Origin of the sequence: Sphingomonas sp. Leaf10 (genome assembly GCF_001421245.1) — a bacterium.
Taxonomy (GTDB): Bacteria; Pseudomonadota; Alphaproteobacteria; order Sphingomonadales; family Sphingomonadaceae; genus Sphingomonas.
Genome location: NZ_LMKE01000013.1, coordinates 322310 through 340373, shown reverse-complemented (window position 1 = coordinate 340373; position 18064 = coordinate 322310). Strand labels below are relative to the sequence as shown.

Below are 18064 nucleotides of genomic sequence, written 5' to 3'. Positions count from 1 at the left end.
TGTCTCAACCCTCGGGAACAGACAAGAATCCAAAATGCTGCCGGTGTAAACAGTCCCCTTGTCAGGGAGGGGAGTCAGGTGGCCGGACACCCCGCCGGCGTCGGTCGCAGTAACACCCGCCCCGGCGCGGCGCCGGTGGTCGCGCCGTCCTTCAGCGCGATCCGCCCGTTCACGAACAGCGCCTTCACCCCGGCACTCGGCACGCGCGGGTTCACGTAATCGGCTTTCGGCGCGTACCCTATGGGATCGAACACCACGACATCGGCATAGCGACCGGCTTTCAGATACCCACGCCCCGCCATCCGGTACATGTCGGCGGTGGCCCCGGTCGACTGGCGGATGAACTGGCCGATCGTCAGCACCTTCCGTTCGCGGACATAGACCTGATATTTGCGGGGAAAGGTAGCGTACTGGCGCGGATGGCCGTTCGATCCGTCCGAGCTGGTCACCACCCATGGCTGGCGCATGATCCGGTCGACATCGGCATCGATCATGTTGAAGCTGGCGACCGAGACGCCGGCCGGTTCCTTGCCCGTGGCATCGGCCACGCGTAGGATGCGGATCGCGGCGTCGATCGGGTCGATGCCCCAGAGCGCAGCCATCTGCCCCAGCGTCCGGCCGGTCCATGGCATGTTCGCGCTGGTCAGCAGCAGCGACTCCTTGCCGCCGCGACGACGCAGGTTCTCGGCCATCTCGGTCTTGATCTTCGCCAGCGTCGCGGGGTCGTCGAACCGCGCGATCAGCTTCGGGTAGCCGCCGTCATTGGCCCAGCGGGGGACAAGCGCCGCGTCGACGCTCGATCCCGATGCCAGCCACGGATATTGGTCGGCGGTGACATTCTGCCCGGCCTTGCGTGCCGCCTCGATCACCGCGATCAGCTCGGGTGCCTTGCCCTGCACATCGACGCCCAGCGCCTTCAGATGCGCGAAATGCACCGGCATCCCCGCCTGTCGCCCGATCTCGATCGCTTCCCTGGTCGAGTTGAGAAGGCCGATCGTGTAATTGGATTCGTCGCGCTGATGCGTGTCGTACATGCCGCCGCGGATCGCCGCCTCGCGCGCGACCGCGACCACTTCGTCGGTCTTGGCAAAGTTCTGCGGCGCATAGAACAGCCCGGTCGACAGGCCATAGGCACCGGCGCACATCCCCTTCGCCACCAGCGCCCGTTCCTGTGCCAGTTCGGCGGGCGAGGGCGCGCGGTCGTCCTGCCCCAGCACCCGCCCGCGCACCGCGCCGAAGCCGATAAACGGCGCGACATTGGTGCCGATGCCCGCCTTGGTCAGCGCGGCGGCATCCTCGGCGACGTCGGGCGTGCCGTACCCGTCGACGCCGATGACGATCGTCGACACGCCTTGCGCCAGCCATGGCAGGTTCAGCCGCGCAGTCGCGTCGGGCGAGCGGATATAGCTGTCGGGATGGGTATGCGCGTCGATGAAGCCCGGCGCGACGATCTGCCCCCGAGCATCGACGATCTGTGCCGCCCGCGTGCCGCGCGAGCGCCCGACATAGACGATGCGGTCGCCCTTGATCTCGACATCGCCGGTAATCGGCTTGCCCCCGCTGCCGTCGTAGATGGTGCCGCCCCGGATCACGATATCGGCAGCGGGCGCGGCCCCGATCAGCAGCGCGCACAGCGCGATCAGCGGCAGGCGGGTCATCGGCTGGTCCCCTTGAATGTCGTCCGGCGCGCGACGTTAGCGTCTACCGCCGCCCGGCTGAACAGCATCGGCAGCATCCGCCCTTCGATCCATGGCTGATACTGGTCGCGGTAATAGGGCGAGCGCGGATCGTTCGACTGGCCGGGCAGGTTCAGGAACAGCGAATTGTCCCACGCCCCGACATCGATGACCTGCATGTAACTCGCCCCGCCACCGACGCGCCAGCCGGGTCCGTCGCCCAGCCAGCGTGCCATGACGGTGAAGCTGTCGCCGCCCGACGCGCCACCCTCGATCGGGGGGAAGGCGGCGGCGATGGCGGGGATGCGGGAGAGGGGATGCGCGATCCGCACCTGATGCAGACGCCCCCAGCGCCATGTCGCCGGATCGGGTCCGAGCAGGGTCCGCGCCGTATCCCATGACGACGCCAGCGCATCGCGCACGATGGCCGGATGCTGCGGCAGCCGCGCTAGCAGCACCGACGGATCGATCTCGGTCACCAGCGCCTTGGCCTTTACCGGCACGATCGCCGCCAGCATCCGCTGCGACAGGTCGCGCCACAGGATTTCGAACAGTGCCGCCGGCGCGCTGTCCGCCGTCAGCCGCCCGTCCCAGCGCCGCAGCATGTCGCCGGCGGGCGAGGGGGTGGCAGGCAGCAGCGCGAGCAACTGTCGCGCCGGGGTCGACAGCGTGTCGAACTGCAACGCGACGCTGTCGGCGACGCTGTGCTTCGTCTGGTTCGACAGCACGTCGGCGATCCGTTCATAGCGGTAGGGCGCGCGGAACGAGAAGGCCGGGATGCGGTCGCGCGGCCAGTCGGCGGGCAGATTGTTCTGGTTGGCCGATGCGAACCAGCCTTTCTTCGGATTATACGCGTTGGGCAGCGCGGTGAAATCGGTCATGCCGGTCCAGTCGAACCGCCCGTCGCCCGGCACCGGCAGCAGTCCGTCGCCCTGTTTGCGCACCGGCGCGAAGCCGATCACCTGCCACCCGGTATTGCCGTCGATATCGGCATAATGGAAATTGGTCGGCGAGGGGTGCAGGCGGAACGCCTTGCGCAACGATGCCCAGTCGCGCGCCAGGTTGATCGCGATCATCGCGAACGATCCGCCGCCGCCCGGCTGCATCGCGATCGATGCCAGCACGCTCGCCCGCCGCTTGGCCGGATCGTGCATCACCACTGGCCCCTGCACCGCATAGCGCAGGCGCGCGACATAGGGTGCGCTGCCCTTCACGGGAATCGCCACCTCGACATGCTTGAACCGCTTCCATCCGCCCGCATGGCGGTAGCGTTCGGGATCGGCGGGATCGAGTTCGAGGATGAACAGGTCCTGCTGGTCGATATGGAAATTGGTCCGCCCGAACGCGAAGCGATCGGTATGGCCCTGCATGATCCCCGGCAACCCCGGCGCACCGCCGCCGATCACATCCAGCCCGGGTGCGTTCAGATGCACGACATGGCGCGGCCCGAACCCGCCGATGCCGAGATGCGGATCGTTGGCGAGGATCGGGCGCCCGGTCGCGGTGCGGTTCCCCGCGACAGTCCATGCATTGCTCCCGGCATTGGCGCGTTCGGCGGGCCCCTCGGCCGGATCGCGGACCGGCGTCTCGGGACCGAAGGGCAGGCCGCCCTGCCGCAGCACACCCAAGTCGGCGGGAGAGACCGCGCTCACGTCCAGCCCGGCGGGTACCGTCATCTGCCAGTTCGGGCGCAACGGCGCGACGATTTCGTCGAGTTCCAACAGGCCGATCGCCGCGAGTTGCGCGCGGCGGATCTCGTCATCGGCATTGCCGATCGAGCTGCCGCGCGCCAGCACCATATCCTCGATCGCCCATTTGATCGGCTGGACGCCAAGGATCGCATATTCCTGCGGCAGCAATGTCGGATCGGCCAGCACCTCGTCGATCCGCGCATTGATCCCTGCGATATAGGCACGCGCGCAGGCCAGCACGTCGGCGGGCACGCGGTGCAGTTCGACGTTCAGGTCGCCGCGATAATGGAACAGCCGTGCGGTGGCATCGTGCTTCGCGAACTCCTCGCCAAACGCTTCGGCCATCCGCCCGAGTTCGCGGCGATGGGCGAGGTCGATCTGGAACAGCCGGTCGCGCGCGACGACATAGCCCTGTCCGTAGAAGGCGTCGGGGATCGTGGCGGCGCGGACATGCGGCACGCCGTGCACGTCGTCGACGATCTCGACCGGCGCGGTGAGCGCATCGCCACGCGGGGCGAACGCGCGCGCCTCCAGCGCGAACGGGGTCAGCGCCAGCGCGGCGGCCGATCCGGTCAGAAAGGCTCGGCGGTGCATCATCGGCGACGTCCCTTGCTAACAATCTCTGCTCCCTTCCCCGACAAGGGAGGGGCCAGGGGTGGGTAGGCCGGCGAGGACCGCAACGGTTGCGTCCGGCGGAACCCGACCCACCCCCAACCCCTCCCTGGTCAGGGAGGGGAGCTATGGCCGATCCTATGGCACCCTTTGCGCTACCGGGTATGACAACCACTGTCCGGGCCATAGGGCATGTTTATGGCAGGGGCGCCGTCGAATTACTCCCCTCCCTGACAAGGGAGGGGGCGGGGGTGGGTAGGGTTCCGCCTGACGTTACCCTCACGGCTCAAGCAGGCCGACCCACCCCCAACCCCTCCCTTGTCAGGGAGGGGAGTATGGAAGCAGCCTTCCCACCATACCGTCGCAAACCATAACACCGGGCTATGGCTTGCCGAAGCGATAGAAACGAACTCCGCTTGACGCGCATCCCCGCCGACGCGCAGCTTCCCTCGATCCGATACGACCGGCGGATGAACGACCGGATCGGCGGATGCCGCAGGAAAGCGCAACGTTAATGTATCGGCCCGAACCGGGGCCATAGGGGGCCATTATGACGACTTCGATGCATTTCCGGCGGTATCTGCCTGCCCTTGCCCGCGCCTCCAGCCTGGTCGCCCTCTGCGTCGCCGCGCCGGCCTTTGCCCAGAGCGCCGATCCCGTGGCGGGCGCGCAGGCCCCTGCCGAACCGCAGGCCGATGGCGGCCCCGACATTCTGGTCACCGGATCGCGCGTCGTGCGCGACGGGTTCCAGGCACCGACTCCGCTGACCGTGTTGTCGCAGCAGGATATCCAGAACGGTTCGCCGTCGAACAACATCGCCGACTTCGTGAACCAGCTGCCCGCGCTTGCCGGCGGCTTCACCCCCGCCAATTCGCGGCTGAACCTGTCGAGCGGGCAGGCGGGCATCAACACCATGAACCTGCGCAATCTGGGGTCGGAACGGACGCTGGTGCTGCTCGACGGGCGCCGTTCGGTCGCATCGACCGTCACCGGGCTGGTCGACGTCAACACCATCCCGCAGGCATTGGTGAGGAGCGTCGAGGTCGTGACCGGCGGCGCATCCTCCGCCTATGGGTCGGACGCGGTCGCGGGTGTCGTCAACTATGTGCTCGACAAGGACTATACCGGGCTGAAGGTCGCGATCGACAGCGGCGTCACCGACAAGGGCGATGGCGGCAATTATTCGATGAGCGTCGCGGGCGGCTGGTCGTTCGGCGGCGGACGCGGGCATTTGCTGCTGAGCGGCGAGGTTGCGCACCGCGACGGCATCTTCCAGGTCGATCGCGACTGGAACGCGACCGGCTATGTCCGCATCCAGGACCCGAACTGGACCACCAGCAGCACGACGCCGCGCTACCTGATCCGTCGTCAGGTCGGCGCGGCCAACTCGACGCCGGGCGGCCTGATCACCGCATCGGCGGGCGGCACCGCCAACCGGCTGCGCGGCACCTATTTCGGTGCGCAGGGCCAAGTGTTGCAATATCAATATGGCGCGCTCACCTTTCCCAACCCCACTGGCAGCGCTCCGGCGACGCTGACGCAGGGGGGGTCGTGGCAGGTCAATGATTCGGGCCGCCGCATCGGCCTCGACCCGCGCGACGATCGTCACGGTGTGTTCGGGCGGTTGAGCTACGAGGTCGCCGACGGCGTCGAACTGTTCGCCGAAGGGGCGTATAACCGGCAGAAGATCTTCTTCAACGCCGGCCCCAACCTCGCGACCGGCATCGCGCTCAACGCCACCAACTGCGGCACGGCAGCGACGGCGGCGGCCGCGCCACTGACCTGCAACGCGTTCCTCTACAACACGCTCGGCCGCGCCGCGCTGACCGGTATCACCGGCGTCACGCTGGCGACGACCGCCGCCGACCTGCCGTTCCGCGCCGTCGACAACGAACGCGAGGTGCAGCGCTATGCGGTCGGCGCGGAGGGGACGACCGAGCTGTTCGGCAAGCGCGCGACGTGGAACATCTATGGCCAGTACGGCCGTACCGACCAGCATTCGCAGCTGCGCAACATCATGAACAACGCGGCGATGAACAATGCGACCGCCGCCGTCTTCGCGCCCGCTGGCAATGCCGCCGGCTATGCGGCGGGGTCGATCCAGTGCCTGATCAACGTCGATACCAATCCGAACAACAACGACCCCGCCTGCGTGGCGCTGAACCGGCTGGGCATCGGCGTCGCGAACCCGGCGGCGCTCGCCTATGTCCTTGGCGACCCGTATCGCGACGAGCTGATCGAGCAGTATAACGCCGCCTTCAACGTGTCGGTCACGCCATTCGCGACGTGGGCGGGCGATGTCAGCGTCGCGCTGGGCGCCGAATATCGCAAGGAGAAGATCCGCGGCTTCGTGCCGACCGAGTTCCAGCCGGTCTCGACCATCGACGCCAATGGTCGACCGGCCACGTCGAACCGCTGGGGGGTCGGCAACTACCTGCCGACCAACGGCGAATATGACGTGAAGGAGGCCTATGTCGAAACGGTGGTCCCGCTCGGCTTCGGGCTGGAATTCAACGGTGCGGCGCGCGCCACGCGCTATTCGACCGCCGGCTATGTCACGACATGGAAGGCGGGCGCGACATGGCAGCCGATCGAGGACATCCGCTTCCGCGCCACCCGTTCGCGCGACATCCGCGCGCCCAACCTGAACGACCTGTTCCAAGGCGGATCGGCCAATAGCGACGCGATCCGCAACCCGATCTATACCACCGACGGTGCCAACGGCCCGGCGACGTTCAGCTATTCGGGCTTCGTCACCGGCAACCGCGCGCTGGGTCCGGAAAAGGCCGATTCGTGGAATGCCGGCGTCGTCATCGCCCCGCGCTTCCTGCCCGGCTTCAACCTGTCGGTCGATTATTTCCGCATCGACGTGAAGCAGGCGATCACGACCTTCAGCGCGCAACAGATTGCGGACCTGTGCTATCTGCAGGACCAGCAATCCTTCTGCGATGCGATCTCGGTCGATCCGGCGCGTACCCAGAACCCGGCCCAACCCTATCTGCTGATCCGCAGCCAGCCGTTCAACGCCGCGAACCAGCTGGTGAAGGGGGTCGATATCGACGCCTCCTACCGCCTCGCGCTCGACGAACTGTTCGCCAATAGCGAGGGCAGTTTCACGGTCCGGGGCCTCGCCACGCGCTATATCGACAATCTGCTCGACAACGGCGTGCCGGGCACGGTGGTGCTCAATTCGGTCGGGGTGAATGGCGGTCAGTTCAGCACGCCCAAATGGATCTACCGGGTCAGTGCCGCCTATGACACGCCCGACTTCTCGATCACCGCCGTCGGTCGCGGGGTCAGCGCGGGGCGCTATGCGGCAAACGGCATCGAATGTTCGACCGCCTGCCCGCCGAACGACGCCAACTTCTTCACCTACGACAACAACCGCGTCTCGGGTACCTTCTATGCCGACCTCAACCTGACGCAGAAGGTTCGCTTTAACGGGGCAGAAGCGCAGTTCTTTGTCAACGTGACGAACCTGTTCGACCGCTGGCCGCTGCTGCTGCCGGAAACCGGTCTGGCGGCGAATTCGACCTATTCGGACCTGCTTGGCCGCCGGTTCCGCATCGGCATCCGCATGCAGACGCGCTGATACGGAGTTCGTCGCCGGTCGCTGTCGGGGACGGACGATCGACGAACTGCTCCCCTCCCTGACAAGGGAGGGGCGCTCCGCACGAAATGGCGCGTTTCGGCGACATCGAATTGGTTCCACCGCCCGTCGCAAAACGCGGCAAAGTCGGACGGCGTTAACTACGCCGCAAGCAACGTCGCCTAGAATGCCGCACAGGAAATCAGATGCGGCACTATCTCCTCTGTCTTCTGCTTCTTGCAGTCCTGACGGTCGCCGGGCCGGCGGTGGCGGCTGCCCCGCGCGATGGCTGGGGCGGCTGGCGCACGACACGGTTCCTGACGCTCGACGCGACGTCGGGCCTGCCCCACGCCACCACGACCGCGATCGTGCAGGGCAGCGACGCGCTGATGTGGATCGGCACGCGTGGCGGCCTCGCCCGCTATGACGGGCAACGGCTGAAGGTCTTTCGACAGGTATCGCGCGACCGGACCAGCCTGCCCGACAATTATATCCGTGCGCTCCACGCCCTGCCGCATGGCGGCATGCTGGTCGGCACCAATGTCGGCGGCGCGGTGCGCTTCGATCCGGTGTCGAACGCGTTCGTCGCGTTGCAGGGGGCGGCCGGGGTCGGCATGGGCACCCGCATCCTCGCGATCACCTCCGACGGACAGGACGGCGCGCTGATCGCGTCGGACCATGGCGTGTTCCGTTACGATGCGCGGCACGACCGCGTCGTCTCGCTGGTGGTGCCCGGTGGCGATCTGGTCGAGGGGGCGTTCACCGTCCATCGCGACGCCGACGGCACCATCTATGCCGGCGGTGACAAGGGGCTGTTCGTCCGCCGGCCGCATGACCGCGCCTTTTCGCGTGTCGCCACGCCGGCCTTCGGTGACGTCTGGGCGATCCAGCGCGGCGCCTATGGCCGGCTGTGGATCGGCACCGGGTCGCACGGCATCTTTGTCCAGCTGCGCGACGGCCGGTTCGTACAGCCGCGCGTGTTGGCGGGTGACGCGCCCTTGGTCGGCCATCGCACCATCCGCGCCTTTGCCCGCCAGCGCGACGGCACGATCTGGGCCGCGACTGATGGGATGGGGGTGCTGCGCATCCGCACCGACCATGGCGTGACGGTCGATGCGATGCGCAACATTCCCGCCAACCATGCCTCGCTGGGCGGCGATACGGTGCGCGACGTGACGATCGATCGCACCGGGCGGCTCTGGGCGGCGACCGATGTCGGCGCGTCGCAGACCGATCCGACGCTGGATGCGATCTTCACCATCACCAACGCCATGCCCGATCCGCGCCGGTCGCTGGGGGATCGTAACGTGCGCGGGGTGATGGTCGACAGCCGCGATCGCATCTGGGTCGGTCTCAGCAACGGCATGATCGACCGGATCGACCGCGCGGCCGGCACCGTGCGCCATTTCCGCCTGAATGGCCGCCATGCCGGACAGGATGTGAAGGCGTTTCTCGAACTGCCGGGCGGCATGGTGCTGGTGGGGGCGCGCGGCATCGTCGCGATCGATCCGGTGACGTTCGCCGAACGCAGTCTTGCCGTACCGCTGCCCGACGACCTGCCGGTGATCGCGCTGGCCCGTTCGGGCCATCTGCTGCTGATCGGTACCTACAAGGGGCTGTTCACCTGGGACGAACGCACCCGGCGGCTCGCTCATTATCGCCATGTCGATGGCGATGCGACGACGATCGCCAACAACGAAGTCATCAACATCGTCGACATGGGCGATGGACGGCCATGGATCGCGACGCCCGGCGGGCTCAGCCGCTTCGACCCGGCGACCGGACGCTTCGCCAACTATCGCAACGATCCGGCCGACCCGGCCAGCCTGCCGCAAAACTATACCGGGTCGATCGTGCAGTCGGCGGGCGCGTTGTGGGTCGGCACCTATGGCGGGGTCGCGCGCGGCACCCAGTCGTCGCACGGCCTGCGATTCCGCGCGATCACCGAAGCGGAGGGGCTGGCCAACGACAACGTCGCGGCGGTGCTGGCCGACCGGCGCGGCCGGGTATGGACTACCGGAGCCAGCGGCATCTCGGTCCTCGATCCGCAGGGGCGCGGGGTACGTGTGGTCAGCCAGCGCGACGGCCTGCCGTCCGACGCCTATAATCAACGGGTGGCGGCGATGACCCGCGACGGCGACCTGCTGTTCGGCGGGACCGGCGGGCTGCTGGTATTGCGGCCCGACCGGATGCTCGCCGCCCGTTCGAACGGATCGCTGACGCTGGCGCCCACCGATATCGAACAGGATGGTCGCGCCCTGCCGTTCGGCCCCCTTGCCGGACAGCGGGCGATCCGCGTTGATGGCCATGCGCTCCGCGTCGCCTTCGCCCTGACCGATTATGCGGCGCCGCAGGAAATCCGTTATCGCTACCGCCTGGTCGGGTTCGATACCGACTGGGTCGGCCTGCCCGAATCGGTGCCGGCGACCGCGATCTATACCAACCTGCCCGGCGGCGAATATGTGCTGGAACTACAGGCGCATATCCCCGGCGTGCACCCGCGCGTCGTCACGACCGCGATCGACATGGTCGTGACGCGGGCATGGCATGAACGCTGGTATGTGCGCCTCGCCATGGCGATCATCGGACTGGCGGCGGTTTTCGGTATCGTCCAGCTGCGTACGATGGTGCTGCGCCAGCGGACCCGCGCGCTCGAACGGACCATCGAACAGCGTACCGGCGAACTGCGCGCCGCCAACGTCACCCTGTCGCAACTCGCCAGCACCGATTCGCTGACCGGCCTCGCCAATCGCCGGACGCTGCTCGCCCGGCTGGAGGCGGCGCGCGAGACGGCGATGCGCAGCGGACGTGGCTATGCCGTGGCGATGCTCGACATCGATCATTTCAAACGTGTCAACGACACCTACGGCCATCACACCGGCGACCTGGTGGTACAGGCGGTTGCCGCGCGCATCGCCGGCGGGGTCCGCGCCGTCGATTGCGTCGCGCGCTATGGTGGGGAGGAACTGGCGATCCTGTTCGCCGACAGCGGCATCGCCGACGCCGCCGCAATCACCGAACGCTTGCGGCAGGTGGTGGCACGCGCGGTGACCGAAGTTGACGGTGCACGGATCAGCGTGACCCTCAGCGCCGGGATCGCCGCCGCGACCGGTGGCGAACCCCCCGCCGCCGTGCTCCACCGTGCCGATCTGGCGATGTACCGCGCAAAACGCGCCGGGCGGAACCGGATCGAACTGGCCGACGACCGCGACCTCGCCGACCTGAACGAACCGGTCGGGGTTTAACCGATCGCCATCCGACGCTGGTCGTCGACGGCCAGTGTCAACATGATCCGCGTCGAACAGATCGCGCAATCCAGCGCGGACGCCTTTCCGGCGTCGCAGTTCAGGCAGTCGCGGCGCGGCCGGCTACCGTCCAGCATCCCCAGCACCAGTTGCTCGTCGGCCGATGCCGGTCCGCGCAGCCCGGTCGCGATCGGCCGGCCCAGCGCGCTTTCGCACAGGCTGAACAGGCTGTCGAACACCGGCGCCAACACGCCCAGCCCGACCGGGCGGAGCAATGCATACAGGCATTTCTGCGCATTCTCCCGCTCGTCGCGCGCCACCCGCCAGCAACGCGCGACCGCGGTGATCAGCGTCGATCGCACCGTCGCTCGGTCGCTGTGTGTATGCGTGACGATGCTGTCGGCTGGGGGAAGGGCTGCGTGCATGATCTGTCTCCAATCGCTCGACCGGATCGATCATGCCTAAAATGCAAATGACTCGCAATAGTAAATAAGGGCCTTAGCGGGGGGTGATATGCGGCACCTTCGTCACCTTCCGGAACTGCAACACCCCGTCCGCCAGCCGCCCGAACCGGAACGCGATGTAATCTAGGAAATAATTCTGCCGCAGCCGCCACGGGCTGTGCGATCCCTGACCCGGCAACGCCGCTTCCGCCCGCTGGACATAGCCCGAACTGAAGTCCAGCAGCGGTCGCCGCTCGATTCCGGCCCCGGGCGCGGCGGGCACGCAATACGCATATCCGCGCCGCCGCATATGCTCGAGCATCCGGCACATCCGCCGCGACACCAGATCGATCTTCAGCGTCCATGACGCGTTGGTATAGCCCATCGCGAACACCAGATTAGGCACGCCCGACACCATCATCCCGCGATAGACCAGATGCTCGCTCGCCACGAAGGGCACCCCGTCGACGGTAATGGCTACTCCGCCCATCAGATGCAGTTTCAGCCCCGTCGCGGTGACGATCACGTCCGCCGCCACCCGCTCGCCCGACCCCAGTTCCAGCCCCTCGGGGATAAGGCGCCGGATCGTATCGGTGACGATCGTCGCCGTTCCTTCGTTCAGCGCCCGGAACAGGTCGGCATCGGGCACCAGGCACAGCCGCTGGTCCCATGGGTCGTAGCTCGGGGTGAAATGCCGGTCGATGTCCGCCAGTTGCGGCAGGGCGTCTTTCGTGCCCTTCAGGATGAACGCCCGCATCCGCTTCGGCCACGCCCGCGAAAACTGGAACGCGGCCAATGCCATCGCGACATTCTTCCACCGCGCCAGCCGTCCCGCTGCCGCAACCGGCAGCCAGCGGTACAGGCGGTCGGCAAACGCGTCCTCGGACGGGTGGGCGACGATATAGCTGGGCGAACGCTGCACCATCGTCACCCGCGCCCCCTGTTCGGCAAGCGCCGGGACCAGCGTCACCGCCGTAGCGCCACTGCCGATCACCGCGATCCGCTTGCCGGCGACGTCCAGGTCTTCGGGCCAGTGCTGCGGGTGGACGATCTGTCCGGCGAACGTCTCTTGGCCCTCGAACTCCGGGGCATGGCCGCCGGCATAGTCGTAATAACCCGACCCCATGAACAGGAAGCGGCAGCGGACGATATGCTCACCGTCCTCCGACTGGCACCGCAGCGTCCACAGTGCGTCCGCCGACGACCAATCCGCCGCGATGATGCGATGGTGGAAGCGGATATGCCGGTCGCTGCCGAACATCCGTGCCGTATCCTCGACATAATCGCGGATGTCGCCGCCGGCGGCAATGGTCTTGCGGTCCCGCCACGGCCGAAACGGAAAGCCCAGCGTATGCATGTCCGAATCCGACCGGATGCCAGGATAGCGGAACAGGTCCCATGTCCCACCGATCGCGCCCCGCGCCTCGAAGATCGCGTAGCGCAGGTCGGGACAGCGCGTTTGCAGATGATAGGCGGCGTCGATACCCGACAATCCAGCGCCGACGATCACGACGTCGACATCGGGTGCGGCTGGGGCAGGGGCGGGGGCATTCATCGCTTGCGCTTATCCGCCCGCCCGCCGCCCTTGCCAAGCGTCAGCGCGTGCCGAGCAGCAGCGCGGTCAGCACCGGATCGCCGGTCCGGCGCGGATCGGCACGAATCGCCGCTTCCTCGCGTCCGATCGCGCGGAAGATCGCGTTGCCCGCCTGATCGGCGGCGCTGCGGGCCAGCGCGCCGTAATCGATGCCGGTCTGCGCCGCGACGATCGCCAACAGGATTTCGGCCGTGTCGGAGCGTAGGTCATTCGAAAAGGTCGGGAACATGGCATCGATCACCGCGCCGCGCGCCGATTGCGCCAGCAGGTCGGTGGCGGCGGTCGGTCCGCCGCGCAGCACCGCCACCGCATCGGCCAGCGTCAGCCCGCGGATCGAATCGAGCACCACCGGCGTCGCCCGATCGGCGGCATCGACCGCGATATCGTTCAGCGCCAACGCGATCCGCGACCGCACCGCATTGGTCCTGAGCACCGCCGCCAGCACATTGTTCTGCCCGGCGGTGTCGGGCAGTGTCAGCCGGGTCAACTGATCGTCGTAAAAGCCACCCGGACGGATCAGCCGTTCGAAGGCGCGCTGGCTCGACAGCGTCAGCAGCCGCCGCACGCCTTCTTCGACGCCGTAGCTGCCGAGCGGGGTCGCGCAGCCGCCGAGGATCGTGACGGGAAGCATCAGGGCGGTCGCGCCGAGGATGCGGCGACGGGACATCGGGGCATGGATCATAGGCCAGTTCTCCTGGGGAAGATCGCGCTGCCAACGCAGCCAAGCGCTTCCGGTGCCGTCATGCGCGTGAACCGACGTTGAACCGGGGATCGTTTTGCTTCCGTTTCGTGGGTTTGTCCCATTGCCGAGCGCCGCGTCCCGCCCTAGCTACCGGACCATGGCCGATCCCTATGCAACCCTCGGCGTCGCGCGCGCCGCGACCGAGGCAGACATCAAGAAAGCGTATCGCAAGCTCGCCAAGGAGCTGCACCCGGACCGTAACAAGGACGACAAGGCCGCGTCCGACCGGTTTTCGAAGGTCACGCAGGCCTATGACCTGTTGACCGACAAGGACAAGCGCGCGCGTTTCGACCGGGGTGAGATCGATGGCGACGGCAACCCTGCCTCGCCGTTCGGCTATGGCGGTGGCGGCGGCGGTGCCGGTGGTTTCCGCGCCGGACCCGGCGGTCGCGGCGGCTTCGACATGGGGGGCGACGCGCAGGGCGGCGACTTTTCCGACATTTTCGAGGGGCTGTTCGGTGGGCGGAGCAATGCCGGCGGCGGCTTTGCCAGCGGGTTCGGCCGGCGTCCGCAGCCCAAGGGCGGCAACGTCGCCTACAAGCTAAAGGTGCCGTTCGAGGATGCGGCGACGCTCAGCCCGCAGCGGATCACGCTGGCTGACGGCAAGACGATCGACCTGAAGCTACCGGCCGGCGTCGATACGGGCACGCAGATGCGGCTGGGCGGAAAGGGTGATCCGGGGCCGGGCGGGGCGGGCGACGCGATCGTCACGATCGAGGTCGATCCGCATCGTTTCTACACCCGCGACGGCGACGATATCCGCATCGACCTGCCGGTCAATCTGGCCGAGGCGGTGCTGGGCGCGAAGGTGCGGGTGCCGACCGTAGAGGGCGCGGTGATGCTGAGCGTTCCCAAGGGCGCGACTTCGGGCAAGACGCTGCGCCTCAAAGGTCGCGGCTTCCATCGCAAGGACGGCACGCGCGGCGACCAGCTGGTCACGCTGATGATCGATGTGCCCGCCGACGACGCCGCGCTGGCGGCGTTCGTCGAGGATTGGTCCGGGCGGACGGCGGACCCGAGGGCGCGGTTCGGCGTTTGACCCAGTCCTGACCCGGACGGAGCCTTTGCAATGAACCAGCCGTCCCCGGAAAGCCCCGAGGTACGCGGCCACCGGGGCCGGCCCGCACTGTCGCGGCTGCGGCCGTCGGCGCGGGCGATCGAGGTCATCAAGCGCGTCGCCATCGGGACGTTCACCGACGGTTTTACCCATGCCGGCAACCTCGCCTATCTCTCGCTGCTGACGCTGTTCCCCTTCTTCATCGTCGCGGCGGCGATCGCGCGCGCGGTCGGGCGCAGCGGCGACAGCATCCATGCGGTCACCGCGTTCCTCGAAACCGTGCCGCGCGACGTGGCGGTGGTGCTGGAACAGCCGATCCTCGACGTGTTGCAGGCGCGGTCGGGGTCGCTGTTGTGGCTGGGCGCGCTGGTCGGGCTGTGGACGACGACCGGGTTCATCGAAACGGTGCGCTCGATCCTGCGACAGGCCTATGGCATTCCGTTCTCGCGACCCTTCTGGGAATATCGGCTGGGGTCGATCGGGCTGATCGTCGGGTCGGTGGTGATGCTGATGATCGCGTTCAGCCTTCAGGTCGTGCTGGTCGGTGTCGAACAGCTGATCTACCGCGTATTGCCGTTCCTGCAGCCCTATGCCGCCTATCTGTCGATCGCGAAGCTGTTTCCGGCGCTGGCGCTGTTCATCGCGCTCTACACCCTGTTCTATTCGCTGGCGCCCAAGAAATATCGGCTGTCGAAATGTCCGAAATGGCCGGGCGCGGTGGCGACGGCGACGGTATGGATCGGTACGACGCAGTTGCTGCCGCTGGCGATCGATGCGCTGGGCGGATATGACCGAACTTATGGCAGCCTTGCCGGGGTGATGATCGCGTTGTTTTTCTTCTATATCGTCGGCCTCGGCGTGGTGATCGGCGGCGAATTGAACGCGGCGCTGGCGGAAACGCCCGATCCCGGTCTAGAGGGGGTGCCAACAGACGAAAAAGGGAAAGTCGCGTGAACGGTTTGATGCAGGGCAAGCGCGGGGTCATAATGGGCCTCGCCAATGATCGGTCGCTGGCCTGGGGCATCGCCAAGCAGCTCGCGGCGCAGGGTGCGGAACTAGCCTTCACCTATCAGGGAGAAGCGCTGGAACGGCGCGTCCGTCCGCTGGCGGGCGAACTCGGCTCGGACTTCCTGATCGAATGCGACGTCGCCGACATGGGTGCGTTCGACACGGCATTCGACACGATCGCCGCGCGGTGGCCGACGATCGACTTCGTCGTCCACGCCATCGGCTTTTCGGACAAGAACGAACTGCGCGGGCATTATTACGACACCAGCCTCGACAATTTCCTGATGACGATGAACATCAGCGTCTATTCGTTCACCGCGGTCGCAAAGCGCGCGCGGGCGCTGATGCCGAATGGCGGATCGCTGCTGACGCTGACCTATTACGGGTCGGAAAAGGTCGTGCCGCACTACAATGTCATGGGCGTTGCCAAGGCCGCGCTCGACATGTCGGTCAAATATCTGGCGATGGACATGGGTCCGGAAAATATCCGGGTGAATGCGATCTCGGCCGGGCCGATCAAGACGCTGGCGGCCAGCGGCATCGGCGATTTCCGCTACATCCTGAAGTGGAACGAACTGAACTCGCCACTGCGCCGCAACGTCACGATCGACGATGTCGGCGGGGCGGGGCTGTATCTGCTGAGCGATCTGGCAAGCGGCGTGACCGGTGAGATTCATCACGTCGATGCCGGGTACAATGTCATCGGCATGAAGGCCGAGGACGCGCCCGACATCGCACTGGCCTGAACCGCATGAGCGTCATCCGCGCGGCGACCGGTGCCGACGCACCGGCGGTCGATGCGTTGCTGCGCACCTGTTTCCCGCGCGACGAAGAGGCGCGGCTGGTCCAGCAATTGGCGATCGACGGCGACCTGGTTCTGGTACTGGTCGCCGAGGATGCGGGCGCGGTGATCGGTATGATCGCCGCCAGCCGGATGCAGGTCACCGCCGACACGCGTGAAATCGCGGCAGTCGCGGTCGCGCCGCTGGCGGTGGCGAAGGACCTGCGGGGGCAGGGAGTCGGCGAAGCGTTGGTCGCAGCCGCTATCGCCCATTTGCGCGGTGCCGGGGTCGAACTAGCGTTCGTGCTGGGTGATCCGGCCTATTACGGCCGCTTCGGGTTCGAGGCGGCGACGGCACGGGGCTTCGACAGCCCCTATGCCGGCAAGTATTTTCTGGGCATCCGCCTTAACGACGGACCCTGCGTCCATACACCCGGCGCAGCGAGCCATGCCCGCGCCTTTGCGGCTTTGGGGGAGGACGCATGAGCCACAATAGTTTCGGGCATCTGTTCCGCTTCACCACCTGGGGCGAAAGCCATGGCCCGGCGCTAGGCGCGGTGGTCGACGGGTGCCCGCCGGGGTTGCTCTTGAGCGAGGGCGACATCCAGCCGTTCCTCGATGCGCGGCGGCCGGGGACCAGCCGCTTCACGACGCAGCGGCGCGAGCCGGATGCGGTGCGTATCCTGTCGGGCGTGTTCGACGGGCGGACGACCGGCACGCCGATCAGCCTGATGATCGAGAATGTCGACCAGCGGTCGAAGGACTATTCGGAGGTCGCCAAAGCCTATCGCCCCGGCCATGCCGATTACGCCTATGACGCGAAATACGGCTTTCGCGACTATCGCGGCGGCGGCCGGTCGTCGGCGCGCGAAACGGCGGCACGGGTCGCGGCCGGAGCCGTGGCGCGGCTGGTGATCCCGGAGGTGACGATCACCGCATGGGTCGAGTCGATCGGCGGCGACGCGATCGATCCGGCGGCGTTCGATGCGGCGGAGATCGGCCGCAATCCCTTCTTCTGCCCTGATGCCGCGGCAGCGACGCGTTGGGAAGCGCTGGTCGACGGCGCGCGCAAGGGCGGATCGTCGCTGGGTGCGGTCGTCGCCTGTCGTGCCGAAGGCGTGCCGGCGGGCTGGGGCGCGCCGCTCTATGCCAAGCTGGATGCCGAACTGGCGAGCGCGGCGATGTCGATCAATGCGGTCAAGGGCGTCGAGATCGGGGACGGCTTCGCGGCGGCTGCGCTGTCGGGGGAGGCCAATGCCGATCCGATGCGGCCGGGTGCGGGCGGGCCGGAGTTCCTTGCCAACCACGCCGGGGGGATCGCCGGCGGTATCTCGACCGGGCAGCCGGTGACGCTGCGCGTTGCATTCAAGCCGACCAGTTCGATCCTGACCCCGGTCGAGACGATCGGTCCCGATGGGCAGGCGACGACGATCGCGACCAAGGGGCGGCACGATCCATGCGTCGGCATTCGCGGCGTACCGGTGGTCGAGGCGATGGTCGCATTGGTGCTGGCGGACCAGAAATTGCGCCATCGCGGACAGGTCGGCTGATCGCCGGTCGTCAAGTCATAACGCTCTGCCTTAAAAATGACGATATTTTACGATGGGCTGAGCGTGTTTTGCGGAC

Annotated in this window: 12 protein-coding genes; 7 read left to right on the top strand and 5 right to left on the bottom strand. The window is 67.2% G+C overall.

Annotation, left to right across the window (positions count from 1 at the left end):
* Window positions 1-74 precede the first annotated feature (74 nt).
* Together ASE59_RS12285 and ASE59_RS12280 are read right to left on the bottom strand one after the other, a co-directional pair.
* Entirely contained in the window at window positions 75-1658 is a 1584-nt protein-coding gene (locus ASE59_RS12285; protein WP_056456425.1) for an N-acyl-D-amino-acid deacylase family protein, read from the bottom strand.
* On the bottom strand, window positions 1655-3964 hold the full coding sequence (locus ASE59_RS12280) for a penicillin acylase family protein (protein WP_056456422.1): 2310 nt from the start codon (window positions 3962-3964) through the stop codon (window positions 1655-1657). The genes ASE59_RS12285 and ASE59_RS12280 overlap by 4 nt, the downstream gene beginning before the upstream one ends.
* A 565-nt stretch (window positions 3965-4529) precedes the next feature.
* Between ASE59_RS12280 and ASE59_RS12275 the strand changes: the two genes are divergently transcribed.
* Entirely contained in the window at window positions 4530-7571 is a 3042-nt protein-coding gene (locus tag ASE59_RS12275; protein WP_056456420.1) for a TonB-dependent receptor plug domain-containing protein, read from the top strand.
* 203 nt (window positions 7572-7774) lie between these two features.
* A complete protein-coding gene (locus tag ASE59_RS12270) occupies window positions 7775-10813 on the top strand; it encodes a ligand-binding sensor domain-containing diguanylate cyclase (RefSeq protein WP_056456418.1) in 3039 nt (1012 codons plus the stop codon).
* Here the strand turns inward: ASE59_RS12270 and ASE59_RS12265 are convergent.
* From ASE59_RS12265 to ASE59_RS12255, 3 genes are all read right to left on the bottom strand, one after another.
* The gene (locus ASE59_RS12265) at window positions 10810-11238 is read right to left on the bottom strand and encodes a hypothetical protein (protein ID WP_156360049.1); all 429 of its coding nucleotides are present in this window, start codon (window positions 11236-11238) and stop codon (window positions 10810-10812) included. The two genes, ASE59_RS12270 and ASE59_RS12265, sit on opposite strands and share 4 nt — an antisense overlap.
* A 73-nt stretch (window positions 11239-11311) precedes the next feature.
* Window positions 11312-12811 (bottom strand): flavin-containing monooxygenase, encoded by a 1500-nt coding sequence (locus ASE59_RS12260; protein WP_056456414.1) that lies wholly within the window; start codon window positions 12809-12811, stop codon window positions 11312-11314.
* Between the two features lie 40 nt (window positions 12812-12851).
* Window positions 12852-13517, bottom strand: a complete 666-nt coding sequence (locus tag ASE59_RS12255; protein ID WP_162235313.1) for a DUF4197 domain-containing protein — start codon at window positions 13515-13517, stop codon at window positions 12852-12854.
* A 172-nt stretch (window positions 13518-13689) separates the two neighbouring features.
* Here ASE59_RS12255 and ASE59_RS12250 point away from each other — a divergent pair, with 172 nt between their 5' ends.
* Genes ASE59_RS12250 through aroC form a run of 5 tightly spaced genes read left to right on the top strand, consistent with a single transcriptional unit; the run spans window position 13690 to window position 17988 of the window.
* The gene (locus tag ASE59_RS12250; RefSeq protein ID WP_056456412.1) at window positions 13690-14631 is read left to right on the top strand and encodes a DnaJ C-terminal domain-containing protein; all 942 of its coding nucleotides are present in this window, start codon (window positions 13690-13692) and stop codon (window positions 14629-14631) included.
* Window positions 14632-14661: 30 nt separating this feature from the next.
* Entirely contained in the window at window positions 14662-15603 is a 942-nt protein-coding gene (locus ASE59_RS12245; protein WP_056456410.1) for a YihY/virulence factor BrkB family protein, read from the top strand.
* A complete protein-coding gene (fabI, locus tag ASE59_RS12240) occupies window positions 15600-16403 on the top strand; it encodes an enoyl-ACP reductase FabI (RefSeq protein WP_056456408.1) in 804 nt (267 codons plus the stop codon). Before ASE59_RS12245 ends, fabI begins: the two co-directional genes overlap by 4 nt.
* 5 nt (window positions 16404-16408) lie before the next feature.
* Complete coding sequence (locus tag ASE59_RS12235; protein ID WP_056456407.1) at window positions 16409-16924, top strand: GNAT family N-acetyltransferase; 516 nt, start codon at window positions 16409-16411, stop codon at window positions 16922-16924.
* On the top strand, window positions 16921-17988 hold the full coding sequence (aroC, locus tag ASE59_RS12230; RefSeq protein ID WP_056456405.1) for a chorismate synthase: 1068 nt from the start codon (window positions 16921-16923) through the stop codon (window positions 17986-17988). The genes ASE59_RS12235 and aroC overlap by 4 nt, the downstream gene beginning before the upstream one ends.
* The last annotated feature ends 76 nt before the right edge of the window (window positions 17989-18064 follow it).